At 66.3% G+C, this 16,918-nt stretch carries 15 protein-coding genes; 9 read left to right on the top strand and 6 right to left on the bottom strand.

Translation table 11 applies throughout. From position 1 onward, the window contains the following. A complete protein-coding gene (locus NR187_RS15375; RefSeq protein ID WP_211381640.1) occupies positions 1-927 on the top strand; it encodes a GTP-binding protein in 927 nt (308 codons plus the stop codon). Between the two features lie 51 nt (positions 928-978). Here NR187_RS15375 and NR187_RS15370 read toward each other — a convergent pair whose 3' ends face one another. Both NR187_RS15370 and NR187_RS15365 read right to left on the bottom strand, forming a co-directional pair. Then, positions 979-1,128 (bottom strand): hypothetical protein, encoded by a 150-nt coding sequence (locus NR187_RS15370; protein ID WP_249128814.1) that lies wholly within the window; start codon positions 1,126-1,128, stop codon positions 979-981. A 217-nt stretch (positions 1,129-1,345) separates the two neighbouring features. Beyond that, complete coding sequence (locus NR187_RS15365) at positions 1,346-1,723, bottom strand: tautomerase family protein (protein ID WP_256806978.1); 378 nt, start codon at positions 1,721-1,723, stop codon at positions 1,346-1,348. A gap of 182 nt (positions 1,724-1,905) precedes the next feature. Here NR187_RS15365 and NR187_RS15360 point away from each other — a divergent pair, with 182 nt between their 5' ends. After that, on the top strand, positions 1,906-2,505 hold the full coding sequence (locus NR187_RS15360; protein WP_211381643.1) for a TetR/AcrR family transcriptional regulator: 600 nt from the start codon (positions 1,906-1,908) through the stop codon (positions 2,503-2,505). 42 nt (positions 2,506-2,547) lie between these two features. On the opposite strand, the gene NR187_RS15355 is transcribed toward NR187_RS15360, so the two are convergent. Both NR187_RS15355 and NR187_RS15350 read right to left on the bottom strand, forming a co-directional pair. Continuing rightward, the gene (locus tag NR187_RS15355; protein ID WP_256806977.1) at positions 2,548-3,021 is read right to left on the bottom strand and encodes a hypothetical protein; all 474 of its coding nucleotides are present in this window, start codon (positions 3,019-3,021) and stop codon (positions 2,548-2,550) included. 11 nt (positions 3,022-3,032) lie between these two features. Then, positions 3,033-3,533: a hypothetical protein gene (locus tag NR187_RS15350; RefSeq protein WP_256806976.1), complete on the bottom strand. Its 501-nt coding sequence runs from the start codon at positions 3,531-3,533 to the stop codon at positions 3,033-3,035. Between the two features lie 293 nt (positions 3,534-3,826). On the opposite strand from NR187_RS15350, the gene NR187_RS15345 reads away from it, so the two are divergent. The 4 genes from NR187_RS15345 (at position 3,827) to NR187_RS15330 (ending at position 11,588) form a co-directional block, all read left to right on the top strand. Next, positions 3,827-5,509 carry a methyl-accepting chemotaxis protein gene (locus NR187_RS15345; protein WP_211381646.1) on the top strand — a complete coding sequence of 561 codons (1,683 nt, stop codon included), beginning with the start codon at positions 3,827-3,829 and terminating at the stop codon, positions 5,507-5,509. A gap of 12 nt (positions 5,510-5,521) precedes the next feature. Further along, a complete protein-coding gene (locus tag NR187_RS15340) occupies positions 5,522-6,205 on the top strand; it encodes an aspartate/glutamate racemase family protein (protein WP_256806975.1) in 684 nt (227 codons plus the stop codon). A 127-nt stretch (positions 6,206-6,332) separates the two neighbouring features. Beyond that, the gene (locus NR187_RS15335) at positions 6,333-9,638 is read left to right on the top strand and encodes a carboxyl transferase domain-containing protein (protein WP_256806974.1); all 3,306 of its coding nucleotides are present in this window, start codon (positions 6,333-6,335) and stop codon (positions 9,636-9,638) included. Positions 9,639-9,734: 96 nt separating this feature from the next. Beyond that, complete coding sequence (locus tag NR187_RS15330) at positions 9,735-11,588, top strand: sigma-54-dependent Fis family transcriptional regulator (protein WP_211381649.1); 1,854 nt, start codon at positions 9,735-9,737, stop codon at positions 11,586-11,588. 10 nt (positions 11,589-11,598) lie between these two features. Here the strand turns inward: NR187_RS15330 and NR187_RS15325 are convergent, their stop codons facing one another. Next, a complete protein-coding gene (locus NR187_RS15325) occupies positions 11,599-12,153 on the bottom strand; it encodes a flavin reductase family protein (RefSeq protein WP_211381650.1) in 555 nt (184 codons plus the stop codon). Positions 12,154-12,209: 56 nt separating this feature from the next. Continuing rightward, the gene (locus tag NR187_RS15320) at positions 12,210-13,307 is read right to left on the bottom strand and encodes an LLM class flavin-dependent oxidoreductase (RefSeq protein WP_211381651.1); all 1,098 of its coding nucleotides are present in this window, start codon (positions 13,305-13,307) and stop codon (positions 12,210-12,212) included. Positions 13,308-13,523: 216 nt separating this feature from the next. Between NR187_RS15320 and NR187_RS15315 the strand changes: the two genes are divergently transcribed. The 3 genes from NR187_RS15315 (at position 13,524) to poxB (ending at position 16,901) form a co-directional block, all read left to right on the top strand. After that, positions 13,524-14,438 (top strand): 2-dehydro-3-deoxygalactonokinase, encoded by a 915-nt coding sequence (locus tag NR187_RS15315; RefSeq protein ID WP_256806973.1) that lies wholly within the window; start codon positions 13,524-13,526, stop codon positions 14,436-14,438. Positions 14,439-14,451: 13 nt separating this feature from the next. Further along, the gene (locus NR187_RS15310; protein WP_256806971.1) at positions 14,452-15,084 is read left to right on the top strand and encodes a 2-dehydro-3-deoxy-6-phosphogalactonate aldolase; all 633 of its coding nucleotides are present in this window, start codon (positions 14,452-14,454) and stop codon (positions 15,082-15,084) included. An 80-nt stretch (positions 15,085-15,164) separates the two neighbouring features. Further along, complete coding sequence (poxB, locus tag NR187_RS15305) at positions 15,165-16,901, top strand: ubiquinone-dependent pyruvate dehydrogenase (RefSeq protein WP_256806970.1); 1,737 nt, start codon at positions 15,165-15,167, stop codon at positions 16,899-16,901. Positions 16,902-16,918: the final 17 nt, after the last annotated feature.

Here is a 16,918-nt window from a genome sequence, read left to right as displayed (position 1 = left end):
ATGCCGGTCCCCGTTCTCCTGGTCACGGGCTTTCTGGGGGCGGGCAAGACCACGGTCGTCAACCATCTGCTGGCGCACGCGGAGGGACGGCGGATCGCCGCAATCGTCAACGATTTTGGCGCGATCAACATCGATGCGGAGCTGATCGCGGGCGCCAGCGACGGCGTGGTCAGTCTCGCCAATGGCTGCATCTGCTGCTCGCTCGAAGGCGATCTCTTGCGCACGCTCTCGACGCTGCTGCGCCGCGATCCGAAGCCGGACTATATCGTTATCGAGACCAGCGGCGTCGCCGATCCCGCCGACATCGTCCGCAATCTGATGGATCCCGTGATCCTGCGCGAGGCGCCGCTGGAGACGGTGCTGTGCGTGATGGATGCAGCGACGCCGACGGCTGCCCTCGACGATGCGCTCCAGCGCTCGCAATTGCGAGTCGCCGATATCGTGGCATTGAGCAAGCTGGATCTGGCGGGCGGGGGTGCGGCTGGGCGGATGCGCGAGGCCATTCGCGCGCAGCGCGTCCCTGCCGTGGTGGTCGATGCGAAGCACGGCGAGATTCCGTCCGCGCTGCTGTTCCCCGCGATCGCCGATCGTACGCCCGCGTTACGCGAGCCGGGACCGCGGCGGCCGGCAGAGGAGCGCTTCGAGACATTGAGCTGGACCTCGGACCAGCCGCTCTCGCTGCCTCGCCTGCAGCAGGCCATCGGCCGCCTTGCTCCAAAACTCGCCCGCGCAAAAGGCTTGCTTGAGACGGTCGAGCAGCCCGGACGCCAGATGGTGTTTCAATTCGCCGCCGGCCGCGCGACGCTCGCTCCGGGCGAGGCGCCGACGCCGGGCGTGCCGCGCGCGCGGATCGTCTTCATCGCCGAGCTTGGTGTGCTCCCGAAGGCGGAGCTCGACGAGATTATGGCGGCGTGCGTTGCGGAATGAGTAGCGCAGTTCACGCCATTGCCGATGTGCCCGGTCAAATCGCGCGACGCTTCAACCCTCGACCGGCAGCGCATCGCCGTGCACGTACCACTCCGCGCGCGAGGTCCACTGCACATGCCGGTCGGGTGTCGCACCAAGCGGCTCGTCGAACGCGCCGGCGTGGATGATCGCTTCGCGCCCGCTGCGGGTCAAATGCGGCATCGGGCTGCTGCAGATCTTGCAGAACGCGGTGGCAAAGCTTCGCGCGTTGGGTAGATCGAAGCGCGCGACGGATGGTTCCCCGCGCACTCCACAATTGCTCGACCGACATGGTCATGCCGTTCAGGTCCCGGGTTCGGCTCGGCGGAGGTCTACTCCGCGGCCTATCAGACCCTGCCGGCCGGCAATTCTCAAGAGGATGTTCGGAGGCCCGGCAAACTCACGCAAATTGCGCGAGGCCGTGGCCGACGGACCAGTTCTCCGCCGGCGCGTCGAGCACGTTCACGAACACGTCCTCGGGCCGGATGCCCGGGCTCTCGCCGAGCAGCTCGGCGATCCGCCGGTACAGGGCCTTCTTCTGCTCGGCGGTGCGTGTGGCGAACATGGTGATCTGGATCAGCACGGCGTCGTCGCTGCGCTCGACGCCGTAGGCGTTGCCGCAGCGAAAGTTTGCCGGCGCAAGCTCGCTGATGGTCATGAACTCGTCGCCTTCGGGCACATTCAGCGCCTCGCGCATGGCGCGATAGAGACCGTCGAGGATCGCCTGCCGGTAGGCGTCCGGCTTCCCCGCGCGCATCGAGATGTGGAGGAGAGGCATGAGCTGATCCCTTTGCATGCGGGCCCGACCGGCCGGACGCATGGTCCGTGCCGGCGGTTCGGCCCATCGACAAAACGGGCTATCAATCCCGATTGATTTTTGACACGATGTCCAGAAACCATGTTTTTGACATCGTGTCAAATATGGTGAAAGCCCGGCATTGCCGGACAGTGGAGCAAACGTTGAGGCCGCGCGAATTCGACCACGACGATGTCCTGCGCATCGCGTTCGACCAGTTCTGGCGCAAGGGCGTGCGCGGCACGTCGCTGTCGGACATCGCCCGCGACGCCGGTGTTCAGCGCGGCAGCCTTTACAATGCCTTCGGCAGCAAGGAGGCGCTGTTCCTCCAGGCCTATGAACGCTATGCCGGCGAATATCTCCTGGCTCTGCAAAAGGCGCTAGGCGCGGGCTCGTTGCGAAGGCGCCTCGCCGCGTTCTTCGACCTCACCATCACGAACTTCCGCTCGGGCTCGCCGCCGCGGGGGTGTCCGACCACGCGCGGCTTGATGGAGCTCGGCGCGGTCGAAGGCGAGGGGCTCGACGAGGACGCGCGCGAGGCTTTCGCCAGCCTGATCTCGCGCATTACCACCCTGGTTCAGGACGCGTTGTCGGCGGGCGCCGTGCGCGGCGAGTTCAGCGGCAATCCCGCGGCAGCAGCGCTGCACATCATCACCGTGACGCGCGGTCTCGCCGTGATCGAACGTGCCTTCGGCGACGAAGCTCAGCTGCGCAAGATCGCCGCCCACACGATCGACCTGATGCTCGACAAGAAGGCCCGCTAGGTCGCAAGACGGATCTGGATGCGAGTAGAACCCATCGAAGCATCAGCAGCAGGCAAGCGCGTCGAAGGCCTGCGTCGTTGCAATCTCGTTCTCGTTGCCGACGAACTGGCAGACCACGGACTTGAGCTCGCCAGGCTGCCTGCTGCGCGCGACCGCCAACAGCCGCATCAACTCCGCCTCGTCCTTCGACAGGCGCCGGCACGACGGCGGCATGAAGCACAGCTCGCACGGCCGGCCGCTGCGCAGGATTCGTACCAGCGCGGCAGCCCGCGCCACCAGCAGCGGGCTGTCGGCGATATCAGGCGCCTCGTCGGCGAAGCGATAGGCAGCCTCCCAGCAGTCGGAAGCGCCGGTCGCATAGGCCGCGCCGATGAACCGGAGCAGCGACAGCGCGATGCGGCAAAAATCATCGTAGTTCTCGACGCATGGACGCGACGACAGTGCGGTCTGGAGCGGACAGTGCCGCGGCTGGCCGGCTTCCGTGACAGGCACAAGGCCGCATGCATCCTGCATCATGAACGCCCTTGTCAGTGCAACGTGGGGCTGCCGACCAGCCAGTTCTTCATCGCCATCGTCCGCTCATGATCGAAAGACGGAACGTGCCGGTCGGGAAGGATGAGACCCGCCATGCGGAAGATCGTTGCAAGCCCGCGCACAGGCGCGAGAGCCCAGTCGGCGCCGACCGGCGGCAGCCAGGACTCGAACTGCTCGCGCGCGACGTCGACACGCTGCTGCTGTGCCGCGGCGATCGCCCGCAACAGTCCGTGCTCGCTGTCGGACATGCGCGGACAAGTCGGGCAATGCACCTCGATGGCCGTATGCGCCGTGCAGGCAAAGATCTCGATGATCGATTCCAGCGAGGGCACGGCATCGCCCACGCGAAAGTGGTCGTACACTTGCTGGATGTCGGTCGCGGTCGGAACGGCGCTTCCGCCGCAGGCCTTGGCCCGAAATCCCCAGATGAAGAGCCGCTCCGCCGCGCCGAGCGCGGGAAGGTCGAGGGACCCTGTCGATGTCGATTGATGCATTGAGCCTCTGGCCTCCGGCTGCGCTCACGCCACAGCTGGCGCTGATGATCTGCGCCGATCGTTCCGCCAGAGCCTCCTGCAAGTCAACGCCCGGAGGGGCGATATCGAGCTCTTCTAGTTTTGAAGAACTCGCATCTCGGATGCATCCGGCTTCGCGAGCCTATGGCGCCGTGCGCAGTAGGACGGCAGCATCCCCGCCGCAATTTGCGGAGGCCGGGAACCCGAATGCTTAAAGCTTTGCTAAGGGGCGTGGGATAAACTTGCATATCACCCTTCCAATTCTGCGAGCATCGATGTTTTTCTCCCGCATCAGTTTCAAGCTGGTCCTGATCGTCGGCATCAGCCTCCTTGGCATGGTCGCGCTCGCGCCGATCGCGCTCTCGACCCTGCGCGCACAGATGATCGCCGACCGCCAGGCCAAGACCCAGCATATGGTCGATGTCGGCTACGGCATCCTGGCGCATTACCAGAAGCTCGAGAGCGAGGGCAAACTCCCGCGCGAGAAGGCCCAGGCCGCCGCCATCGCGGAGATCAAAAGCCTGCGCTACGACAAGGTCGAGTATTTCTGGCTCAACGACATGGCCGCGAAGATGATCATGCACCCAATCAAGCCCGAGCTTGACGGCAAGGATCTCTCGGACATGAAGGACCCGACGGGCAACCGGCTGTTCTCGGGCTTCGTTGACGTCGTCAACAAGCAGGGTGCGGGCTTCTACAGCTACCTCTGGCCGAAGCCCGGCTTCGACCAGCCGGTCGGGAAAATCTCCTATGTGAAGGGCTTTGCGCCCTGGGGCTGGATCATCGGCACCGGCATCTATCTCGACGACGTCGATGCCGTCTTCCGTCAGGATGCGATGACTTTCGCGTTGGTGTGCCTCGTGGTGTTGGCGCTCGTGCTCGGCGCCTCCTTCGTGATCGGCCGCAGCGTCACCCGGCCGCTGGCCAGGATCACCGCGCTGACCGAGCGCCTCGCGGCGGGCGACGGCGCGTTCGAAGTGCCCTACACCGGCCGCGGCGACGAGGTCGGCGGGCTCGCCAAGGCGCTCGCCGTGTTCAAGGACAATGCGACGGCGGTGGGGCGGATGCATGCCGAGCAGCAGGAACTGAAGCAGAGGGCCGACGAGGAGAAGCGCAAGGCCATGACCGACCTTGCCGGCAAGTTCGAGGCGAGCGTTCAGGCCGTCGTCCGCGAGGTCTTCAACGAAGCGCGCGCAATGCAGCAGGCCGCGCAGGGCATGTCGGAGACCGCGAACAAGGCGACCGATCGCGCGAGCATCGTCGCCACCGCCTGCCAGCAGGCCTCGAGCAACGTGCAGACGGTGGCCTCCGCCGCGGGGCAGCTGTCGTCCTCGATCACCGAGATCAGCCAGCGCGTCGCACAGGCTGCGAGCGTGGCCGACAAGGCCGCCGCCGACGGTCAGCGCACCAATGATACCGTGCAGGGGCTGGCCGCGGCCGCGCACAAGATCGGCGAGGTCATCGACCTCATCAACCAGATCGCCTCGCAGACCAATCTGCTCGCGCTCAACGCCACCATCGAGGCGGCACGTGCGGGCGAGTCCGGCAGGGGATTTGCCGTGGTCGCGAGCGAGGTCAAGTCGCTGGCGAGCCAGACCGCAAAGGCGACCGACGAGATCGGTGCGCAGATCACCGCGATCCAGGCCGAAACCAATCAGGTTGTCGGCAACATCGAGAGCATTCGCAAGACCATCATGGAGGTCAACGAGATCTCCTCGTCGATCGCGGCCGCGGTCGAGGAGCAGGGCGCCGCGACGCAGGCGATCGCCCATAGCGTGCAGGAGGCGGCCGCCGGCACCGATCAGGTCTCGCAGAACATCTCGGGCGTCACCGACGCCACTGCGGAAACCGGCCAGGTCGCCGGCCTCGTTCTGCAGTCCAGCGGCCGGCTGTCGCAGAAGCTGCAATCGCTGGAAAACGAGGTCAGCACCTTCGTTGCGGGAGTGCGGGCGGCCTAGTATAGCAGGGGGATGGGCCAACACCTCCGTGGGCGCGCGCGCGTCCTCCTGATCAATCCAAACAGCACCGAGGCGACCACAGCGATGATGGTCGCCATTGCGACGTCCGCCGCCGCGGACGGTTTCGACGTCGTCGGCGCCACGGCAACGCGGGCGTCGTCGATGATCGTGACGCCGGATGCGCTGGACGCGGCTGCGCCTGAAGTCTTGGAGATCGCGCAGGCACATCGGCACGCATGCGACGGCATCATCGTCGCGGCGTTCGGCGATCCCGGCCTGGCCGGGATCAAGGCCAGCGTGAAGCTGCCGGCGGTCGGCATCGGCGAGTCCTCGATGCTGGCAGCCGCCGAGAACGGCCGCCGCTTCGGTGTGGCGACCACGACGCCAATGCTCAGGGCGAAGATCGACGCCTTGCCGGACGCGCTGGGATTGCAAGCGCGCTACACCGGCGCCCGTTTCGCCGACGGCGATCCGCAAGAGCTGATGCGCGATCCGGCGCGGCTACGCGCAGCCCTTGCCGGCGCGGTCGAGGCCTGCATCGCCCTCGATGGTGCCGGGGCGGTCGTCATCGGCGGCGGGCCGCTGGGCGAAGCCGCGCGCCAGCTTCAGCCGATGTTCAATGTCCCCGTCGTCGCGCCGATCCCGTGTGCCGTGGCGCGGATTATTCGCCTCATCACCTCGCGCGCGGCCGATTGATATTCCGGCCGACGGGAGCGGTCATCGTGGCCGGCGTTCTTGCCCTTGACGGCCTCGGCTAAAGTGACGAAGCAGAACTATCGGGCCTGTCGACCCGCGCCCCGGCTCGCGGGCATGGAGACGCTGCATGTCGTTCAAAAAACTCCTGATCGCCAATCGCGGCGAGATCGCCATCCGCATCGCGCGTGCGGCAGCCGATGCCGGCATCGCGACGGTCGCGGTTCACCCCGCGGATGATGCGCTGTCGCTGCATGTGCGCGTTGCGGATGAAGCGGTCGAAATCCCCGGCCGCGGCGCGCGGGCCTATCTCGACATCGAGGCCGTGGTCAAGGCGGCAATGGCATCCGGCTGCAACGCCGTGCATCCCGGCTACGGGTTCCTCAGTGAGAACGCTGCGTTCGCAAAGGCCTGCGCCGACGCAGGCATCGCCTTCGTCGGACCGAAAGCCGCGGCGCTCGAACTGTTCGGCGACAAGGTTGCGGCACGGCAACTGGCAAAGCGCTGCGGTGTGCCGATCATCGCCGGCACCAGCGGCCCTTCCTCGCTGGAGGACATCGCGGCGTTCTTCACCTCGCTCGGCAGCAACGCGGCGATCGTGATCAAGGCGATGGCCGGCGGCGGCGGCCGCGGCATGCGCGTGGTGGAGAGCGCCGCCGATCTCGCTGAGGCCTATGCGCGCTGCCGGTCCGAGGCCAAGGCGGCATTCGGCTTCGACGGCGTCTATGCCGAGCGCCTGATCCGGCAGGCGCGCCATATCGAGGTGCAGATCATCGGCGATCGCCATGGCGCGATCTCTCATCTCTGGGAACGCGAATGCACCATTCAGCGCCGGCACCAGAAGCTGATCGAGGTGGCACCGAGCCCGTCGCTGAGCGATTCCCTGCGCGGACGCATCATCGAGGCAGCGAAGCAGCTTGCCGCGGCCGCGTCCTACGACAATCTCGGCACGTTCGAGTTCCTGGTCGACGGCGCCGCTGACGACAGCTTTGCCTTCATCGAGGCCAATCCACGGCTCCAGGTCGAGCACACCGTCACCGAAGAGGTGCTCGGGCTCGACCTCGTCCGCGCCCAGCTTGCGGTTGCCGCCGGCGCAACGCTGGCCTCGCTCGGCCTGGCGCAGGGGTCCATCCCGAAGCCGCGCGGCTTTGCGATGCAGCTCCGCGTCAACATGGAAACGCTGGATGAGACGGGTGCGACCCATCCGACCGGCGGCGTGCTGGCCGTGTTCGAACCGCCGTCGGGGCCGGGCGTCCGTGTCGATAGCTTTGGCTACGCCGGCTACAAGACCAGTGCTGCCTTCGACTCGCTGCTGGCCAAGGTCATCGTGCATACGCCGGGCGAGGCCTGGCATGACGTCGTGGCCAAAGCCTCGCGCGCCTTGCGCGAGTTCCGGATCGACGGCGTCGTCACCAACATCGCCTTCCTCCAGGCGGTGCTCGCGCATCCAGATTTCAGGACCAACCGCATCGCGACCGATTTCATCGATCGCAACATTGCAAAGCTGGTCGAGGCGGCCGATGGCGCGGCCAAACCGCTCTTCTTCGCCCCGACCGAACGAAGCGGCGGTCACGGCACCGAAGCTCACGTCGCACAAGCGGTGCCCGAAGGCGCGGTGATGATTGCCGCACCCCTGCAAGGCACCGTCGTCACCATCCAGGTGAAGGAAGGCGAGATCGTGCGCCCGGGCCAGCAGCTCGCGGTGATCGAGTCCATGAAGATGGAACATCTGGTCATGGCGGAGCAGGGCGGCCGCGTCATGAAGCTCGTCGCCGGCGACGGCGTCACGCTGCTGCACGGCGAGCCGATCCTCTACCTCGAGCCGCTCGACGTCGCAGCTGATCAGTCAGCGGCGGAAGCCGACATCGATCTGGATCACATCCGTCCCGATCTCGCCGAGATGATCGCGCGCCAGGCCAACACGCTCGACGAGAACCGCCCGGCCTCGGTCGAGCGCCGCCGCAACACCAACCAGCGCACCGCGCGCGAAAACGTCGCCCAGCTCGTCGACGACGGCTCATTCATGGAGTATGGCAGCCTCGCGATCGCGGCGCAGCGGCGCCGACGCAAGCTCGACGATCTCGTCAAGAACACCCCGGCCGACGGTCTCGTGATGGGCGTCGCGACCGTCAACGCGGAGAAGTTCGGTCCCGACGGCGGGCGCTGCATCGTCGTGGCCTATGACTATACCGTGCTCGCGGGCACGCAGGGCCACATGAACCACAAGAAGATCGACCGCATGCTGACGCTCGCGGAAGACTGGCACGTGCCGCTGGTGTTCTACGCCGAGGGCGGCGGCGGTCGGCCCGGCGATACCGATCGGCTCGGCATGACCGGCCTCGACGGTCCGTCCTTCGTGCAGTTCGCGAGGTTGTCGGGTCTCGTGCCCGTGATCGGTATCGTCTCCGGCTATTGCTTTGCCGGCAATGCCGCGATGCTCGGCTGCTGCGACGTGATCATCGCCACGAAAAATGCCTCGATCGGCATGGGCGGCCCCGCCATGATCGAGGGCGGCGGCCTCGGCGTCTATCATCCGGCGGAGGTCGGCCCGGTCTCGTTCCAGTCACCGAACGGCGTCATCGACATTCTCGTCGAGGACGAGGAGGAGGCGACGCGCGCTGCGCAAAAATACCTGTCCTATTTCCAGGGCTCGGTGACAGAGTGGCACGCCGCAGACCAGCGCCTGCTCCGTCGCGCGATCCCCGAGAACCGCCTGCGCGTCTACGACATCCGCAGCGTCATCGATCTCGTCGCGGACAAGGATTCCGTGCTGGAGCTGCGCCGCGACTACGGCGTCGGCATGATCACCGCGCTGATCCGGATCGAGGGCAAGCCGTTCGGCCTGATCGCCAACAATCCACGTCATCTCGGCGGCGCGATCGATGCCGATGCCGGCGACAAGGCGGCGCGCTTCCTCCAGCTCTGCGACGCGTTCGATCTGCCGATCGTCTCGCTCTGCGACACGCCCGGCTTCATGGTCGGCCCCGAGGCCGAGAAGACCGCGATCGTCCGTCACGTCTCGCGCATGTTCGTCACGGGCGCGAGCCTCACCGTGCCGCTGTTCGGCATCGTGCTGCGCAAGGGCTACGGGCTGGGCGCGCAGTCGATGATCGGCGGCGGCTTCCACGCCTCGTTCTTCACCGCGGCCTGGCCGACCGGCGAGTTCGGCGGCATGGGTCTCGAAGGCTATGTCCGCCTCGGCTTCCGCAAGGAGATGGAAGCGATCGCCGATCCCGACGAGCGCGAGACCTATTATCGCAACAAGGTCGCCGAGCTCTATGCCAACGGCAAGGCCGTCTCGATCGCCTCGGTGTTCGAGATCGACAACGTCATCGATCCCGCGGAAACGCGGCGCTGGATCATGGCGGGGCTAAGGTCTGTGCCGAAGCCGCCCGTGCGGACGGAGAAGAAGCGGCCCTGCATCGACACGTGGTGAGCGCAGTGCAGCAATAGCCGCGTTTTCGGTTCCCGATTGACATCCCCGCCTGTGGTGCCAGACTTTGCACAATAATACAGGGTGGAGACGTCCGCGATGGCCAGCCTTTCGGCCTCGAACCATGTCGCCCGTGTCTTGTCCGTCGCCAACCAGGTGGCCGACGTCGATGCCTCTTCGCGCATTGCCGATTCATGGCGGCGCTGCCTGATCAGCCACAAGCTGGACCCCGCCCGCCAGGGCCCGCCGCAGACGCTGACCGAGGCGGAGGTCCGGCATGTTGCCGAGCCGATGGAGGAGACGATCAGGCTCGTTACCCCCGAGCTCGACGACCTCGCCCGCGTGCTGCGCGACGCCGGCTATTGCGTCAATCTGGCGGATGTCAACGCAACCATGCTGTTCAGCCGTCTGCCGGGCGAGGCCGACGCAAAGATGTTCATGGACTGGAAGATCTATACCGGCTCGAACTTTGCCGAAACCTTTGAGGGGACCAACGGGCTCGGCACGGCGCTTGCCGAGCAGAAGCCGATCCTGGTGCATCGCGACGAGCATTTTCGTGCGCAGTGGCACATGTTCTCCTGTGCGGTGGCGCCGCTGTTCGACCAGGCCGGACGTCTTGCCGGCGCCATCAACATCACCTCCTGCCGCGAGGATCTCGAGCGGGCCGCGCACCAGCTCGCGCTCGCGGTGACGATGGAGGCGACGCGGCGGATGGAGGGCGTGATCTTCCGCGGTCATTTCCGCAACGCCTGGATCGCCACCGTGCCGGGCGACGGCGGAAGCGGTCTGCTCGCCTATGACGACGATCGCCGCATCGTCGGGGCCTGCCGATCGGCGCGCGCTCTGCTGGGCCTCACCGACGGCCTGATCGCAGCCGGCATCGATCTGTCACGCTACATCAAGTTCGATCACCCCGCACGTAACGCGGACGAAATCGTCGCGTTGCGCCGGGCCGACGGCAGTCCGCTGGGGCACGGCCATGTCGCGCCGCCGCTGCGGGTACGGCCGTCCACGCAGCATCGTGACGTCGCTGTCGATCGCTTCGACGCGCTGCATCGGCTTGCCGGTCGCGATCCCGAGCTGATCAAGAGCGTGAAGCGGCTGCGGAGCATCGGCGATCACAATCTGCCGGTGCTGCTGCATGGCGAGACCGGCGTCGGCAAGGACGTGTTCGCCCGCGCCATTCACGCCGCCAGCAATCGCGCGCGCCACAACTATGTGGCGCTGAACTGCGCGGCGATGCCGGAAAGCCTGATCGATGCCGAGCTGTTCGGCTACGAGGCCGGCGCCTTCACCGGCGCGCGGCGCGACGGCTCGAAGGGCCTGATCGTGCAGGCGGACGGCGGCACGCTTTTCCTCGACGAGATCGGTGACATGCCGATCGCGCTGCAGACGCGCCTCTTGCGCGTGCTGGAGAACCGCGAGGTCTGGCCGCTCGGTGCGCTCAAGCCCGTGCCGGTCGACATCCGCCTGATCAGCGCCACCCATCGCGATCTCGGCCGCATGGCGGAGGAGGGCGCCTTCCGCGCCGACCTTTATTTCCGTCTGCGCGGCATGGAGGTGCGGCTCCCGGCGTTGCGCGAACGTGTCGACCGCGACGATATCATCCGGCAGATCGCGCGCGAGGAAGCGCCGGACTGCCGTCTCTCGGACGAGGCCTGGTCGCTGCTCTCGGCCTATCCCTATCCCGGCAACATGCGCCAGCTCCGCCACGTGTTGCGGCTCGCCGGCTGCACGGCCGAGGATCGCGTCATCACCGACGCCGACCTCGATCTGCCGCCGTTCGGCGGAAGAGCAGCGGAGCCCGATCTCGCAGCGGCCGAACGCGCGACGATCGCAGAGGCGCTGCGCAAGCACGGCGGCCGGGTCGCCGAGGCAGCGCGTGCGTTGAAGCTCAGCCGCGCCACGCTGTATCGCAAGATCAAAGCGATGAAGATCGAGGCGGCGCAGTAGGCGCCGTTCTTTAGGAGAAATCGCTCCAGCTCAGATGCCGCGAATCGAGGTCGCCGACCGTCACGGTGCCGCGCATCTCGCGCGGCGTGTGGAAGCTGCTGCGGAGATAGATCAGCGGGGTCGCTTCCGCCCCGTACGACACGCCGCGGACTTCACCGACGAAGATCGAATGCGTCGCGGTCTCGAACTCCTGCGCCAGCATGCAGTCGAAGGCGGCGACGGCGTCGGTCAGTACCGGTGCGCCGGTGGTCCCGCGCGTCCATTGCCCGAACGCAAATCGGTCGTCGCCATTGACGCCCTTCTGGCCGCTGAAGGTCAGCGCCAGCAGCGCATGATCCTCGTGCAGGAAGTTGATGGCGAACGCGCCTTCCTCGCGGATGCGCGCATGGGCGCTGGCGTTGCGGTTGACGCAGACGATCAGGGACGGCGGATTGTCCGACAGCGAGCAGGCCGACGTCACCGTCAGTCCCGTGCGTTTGCCGTGCTCGGCGCCGACCGTGACCAGCGCGACGGCGCCGGCGCATTGGCGCATCGCCTGCTTGAAATCCTTTGCGTCGACGCTCACGCCGAAATCTCCGAAATGTTGCGGGTGCGGCACGATCGCGCCGCACCCGCCTCCGGTCAAGCCGCCTTGCGCGCGGAGCCGAGATGCTTCAGGCGCGGTAGCACCTCGTTCTTCAGCAGGGACAGCGAGTGATGCCAGGCTTCCGCCTTGTGCTTGTAGTCGAAGCCGAACACCAGCAGCACGCCGAAGCCGCCGACCTCCTCGTAGATCTTCTCGATCTTCTCGGCGACGGTGGCGGGCGAGCCCACGATCCAGTTCCGCTTGGCGCAATATTCGACCGTCACGTCGCTGTCGGGCACGTCCGGCGCGTGCTTAAGATAGTCCTTGAAGCCGAAATGGCCGAGCAGGGGCAGGAAGTACTCGCCCATCATCCGGCCCATCATGTCGCCGGTCGAGAGCTTCCACGCCTCCTCGTCGGTGTCGGCGACGAACACCTCGCGCACTAGCCGCCAGTCCTGCCGGTTCGGCTTGCGGCCGGTCTTGGCGGCGCCCGCCACGACCGAGTCCCAATGGCTGCCGACATAGGCCGGATTGAGGTTGAGGCTCATCGGAATGAAGCCGCGCTCGCCGGCAAGCTTCAGCGTGTCCGAGTTCTTCGAGAGCCCGGCGACGCCGATCGGCGGATGCGGCGCCTGCAGCGGCTTGATGTGCGGCTTGAGGAAGTCGAACATCGTGTCCGGCTTGGTCACCGTCCAGAACTTGCCCTTGTAGGTCCAGGGCGCGGGATCGCTCCACATCTTCAGGATGATCTCCAGCGCCTCGCGGGTCATGTCGCGGTTCTGCCCGCTCATGCCGTCGACGTTGAACATCGCCCAGTCGCTCGGCAGGCCACTGGCCGCGACGCCGAAATTGAGCCGGCCCTCGGAGAGATGGTCGAGCATGGCGACGCGGTTGGCGAGCTCGGCCGGATGGTGATAGGGCAGCAGGAAGCCGCCCGGTCCGATGCGCAAGCGCTTGGTCTGCATCAGCGCCTGCGCGATCAGGAGATCCGGCGTGGGATTGGGTTCCCAGGGTGCGGTGTGGTGTTCGCCGACCCAGGCCTCCAGATAGCCGAGCTCGTCGAGCCAGCGCATGACTTGCAGGTCCCAGTCGTTTCCTTCCTTCAGGCCGCACTCCGGCGGATGCGAAGGCATCGTGAAATACCCGATCTCCATGGTTTCCTCATCTGATGTTGACGCGTCTTGTTGCGCGGTTCACGGACGTGAGCGGGGACACTTGAGCAAGCCGTGTGCCAGCGCGGAGTGCCCCTCGGGCCGGTGAGAAATCGCTGGTTTGTGGCGGCAATAGCCGATATCCCGGGGCGGATTTGCAAGGCCTCGTCTCATTGTCGCGAGACGGTGTCTTGTCGATGAGACGAGGACAGTTTCGAGATGACCGAACCCGCTTATGTCGCGGTGGACTGGGGCACCAGCAGCTTTCGGCTCTGGCTGGTCGATCGCACCGGTCAGGTGCTGGCCGAGCGCCGCAGCGATGAGGGCATGCTGGCGGCGGCCAAGGCCGGCTTCGCTGCTGTGCTGCAATCGCATCTTGCCGCCGTCGATGCGCCGGGCCATCTGCCGGTTCTCGTCTGCGGCATGGCCGGCGCCCGCACGGGATGGGTCGAGGCGGGCTATGTCGACACGCCGGCGCCACTCTCTGCCGTCCTGAAGCAGGCAGCGCGCGTGCCGGGCGAAGCGCGCGACATCCGCATCCTGCCCGGCATCGCCCAGCGCGATGCAGGCGCGCCTGACGTGATGCGCGGCGAGGAAACGCAATTGCTCGGCGCGCTCGGTCTCGATGCCGCAGGCGAGGCGCTCGTCTGCATGCCCGGCACGCATTCGAAATGGGTGCGGGTGACCGACGGCACGGTCGAGCGCTTTTCCACGTTCATGACGGGTGAACTCTTCAGCGTGGTCTCGCGCGAGACGATTCTGTCGCTCGCGGTCGCCGGCGCCGATGATGCCGAAGATGTCACGAGCTTCAAGGCGGCGGTAATTGCTGCATTCAAGGCGCCTGCCTTCGCGGCCAATCTCCTGTTCGGCGCGCGGTCGCGTCAGCTTCTGTTCGGCGGCACGCCGGCTGCAGCGCGTGAGACGCTGTCGGGCACGTTGATCGGTGTCGAACTGGCGGCCGGGCTCTCCGGCGCTGTGCCGAAATCCGGCATCACGCTGATTGCCTCGGGGCGGCTCGCGATGCTGTACCAGCACGCCTTCGAGGCACTGTCGGTCGCAGTGCAGCCGGTCGATGCGGATGAAGCGGTCCGCCGCGGCCTGTCGATGGCGGCTGCGTCGATCTGGACCACATAGAAGGACCCTTGAGATGAGCATTCCCTTTCCGCCGATGAAGCGTCCGTTGGTCGCGATCCTGCGCGGTGTGAAACCGGAGGAGACCGAGGCCATCGTCGGCGTGCTGATCGAGGCCGGCATGACCGCGATCGAGATCCCGCTGAACTCGCCCGATCCATTCCGCTCGATCGCCACCGCTGCGAAACTGGCGCCGGCCGGCGTGTTGATCGGCGCCGGCACGGTGCTGACCGCCGCGGATGTCGATCGTCTCAACGATGTCGGCGGCAAGCTCATGGTGTCGCCGAATGTGGATACGCAGGTGCTCACGCGCGCGCATCAGCACGGCATGGTGACGCTGCCGGGCGTGTTCTCGCCGACCGAGGCGCTGCTTGCGGCGCGCTCCGGCGCATCGGGCTTGAAGTTCTTTCCGGCGAGCGTGCTCGGCGCGTCCGGCATCGCCGCGATCCGCGCCGTGCTGCCGGCCGGTGTGATGATCGCCGCCGTCGGCGGCGTCTCAGACCAGAATTTTGCGGAGTACATCAAGGGCGGCGTGACGGCGTTCGGGCTCGGCTCCAACCTCTACAAGCCCGGCATGACGGCAACGGATGTTGCCGCTCGCGCGAAGTTGACGATTGCGGCCTACGATCGGGCGATTGCGAAAGACTGAGCCCGCAATAAACAAGCCGTGATGCCGTCACGGTCGCGCTTTATCCTATCTTGCCGCACTCGCGAGATCAGGAGACCGACATGGCGATCAACAACGTAGCCGATCTGTTCGTGGCAACGCTCGAACAGGCCGGCGTCAAGCGCATCTACGGCATCGTCGGGGATAGCCTGAACGCCCTCACCGAGGCGCTGCGCCGCCGCGGCACCATCGAATGGATCCATGTCCGGCATGAGGAGGTCGCGGCCTTCGCTGCTGCCGGCGAGACCGAGATGACCGGGAGCCTTGCGGTGTGTGCCGGTTCCTGCGGCCCGGGCAATCTGCATCTGATCAACGGCCTGTTCGATGCACATCGCAGCCGCGTGCCCGTGCTGGCGATCGCCGCGCAGATCCCGATGGCCGAGATCGGCAGCGGCTATTTCCAGGAAACTCACCCGCAGAACCTGTTCCGCGAGTGCAGCCATTATTGCGAGCTGGTTTCGGACCCGAGCCAGCTTCCTTATGTGCTGGAGAATGCGATCCGCGCGGCCGTGGGTCTGCGCGGCGTCGCCGTCGTCGCCATGCCGGGCGACGTCGCTTTCCGTAGCCCCCCGAAGCGCGCGCTATCGACGACACGCGGCCTTGCGCTGTCGGCGCCGAAGGTCGTGCCGCAGGCGTGTGAGCTGAAGGCGCTCGCGGAACTGCTGAACGGCGCCGAGCGGATCACCCTGTTCTGCGGCCGCGGCTGCGCCGGCGCGCATGCGCCGCTGATGCAGCTTGCGGAAGCCCTGAAGAGCCCGATCGTGCATGCGCTCGGCGGCAAGGAGCATGTCGAATACGAAAATCCCTACGACGTCGGCATGACCGGCTTCATCGGTTTTTCCTCGGGCTATGCCGCCATGCACGCCTGCGACGCGCTGGTGATGCTCGGCACTGATTTCCCCTACAAGCAGTTCTTCCCGACCGACTGCCAGATCGTGCAGATCGACATTCGTCCGGAAAATCTCGGGCGGCGCTGCAAGATCGATCTCGGCCTCGTCGGCGACGTCAAGCTCACCATCGAGGCGCTGCTGCCGCTGTTGAGGAAGAAGACGCAGCGCAAGCATCTCGACGATGCAGTCGCGCATTACAGGAAAGCGCGCGAAGGCCTGGACTCGCTTGCCAGGGGAACCCCGGGAGCCAAGCCAATCCATCCGCAATATCTTGCGAAAGTCATCAGCGACCATGCGTCCGAGGATGCCGTGTTCACCGCCGATGTCGGGACGCCCACAGTGTGGGCCGCGCGCTATCTCGACATGAACGGCCGCCGCCGGCTGATCGGCTCGTTCGTGCACGGCTCGATGGCCAATGCGATGCCGCAGGCGATCGGCGCGCAGGCCGCGCAGCCTGGCCGGCAGGTGATCTCGCTCTCCGGCGACGGTGGCTTCACCATGCTGATGGGCGATCTAATTACGCTGACACAGATGAAGCTGCCGGTGAAGATCGTCGTCTTCAACAACGGCGTGCTCGGCTTCGTCGCGCTGGAGATGAAGGCGGCGGGCTTCGTCGACACCAATGTCGATCTGGAGAATCCCGATTTCGCCGCGATGGCGCGCGCGATGGGTATTTTCGCCAAGCGCGTCGAGGATCCCGGCGAACTCCCGGATGCCATGAAGGAGATGCTGGCCCACAACGGACCGGCGTTGCTGGACGTCGTCACCGCCAAGCAGGAGCTGTCGATGCCGCCGACCATCACGCCGGAGCAGATCAAGGGTTTCAGCCTCTGGGTGCTGCGCGCGGTGATGAACGGCCGCGGCGACGAGGTGCTCGATCTAGCGAAGACGAATTTGCTGCCGCGCTAATGCGCGATCAAGTCATC

Source organism: Bradyrhizobium sp. Bra64 (genome assembly GCF_024519875.1).
Taxonomy (GTDB): domain Bacteria; phylum Pseudomonadota; class Alphaproteobacteria; order Rhizobiales; family Xanthobacteraceae; genus Bradyrhizobium; species Bradyrhizobium japonicum_G.
This window is presented reverse-complemented; position numbering and strand designations above follow the sequence as displayed.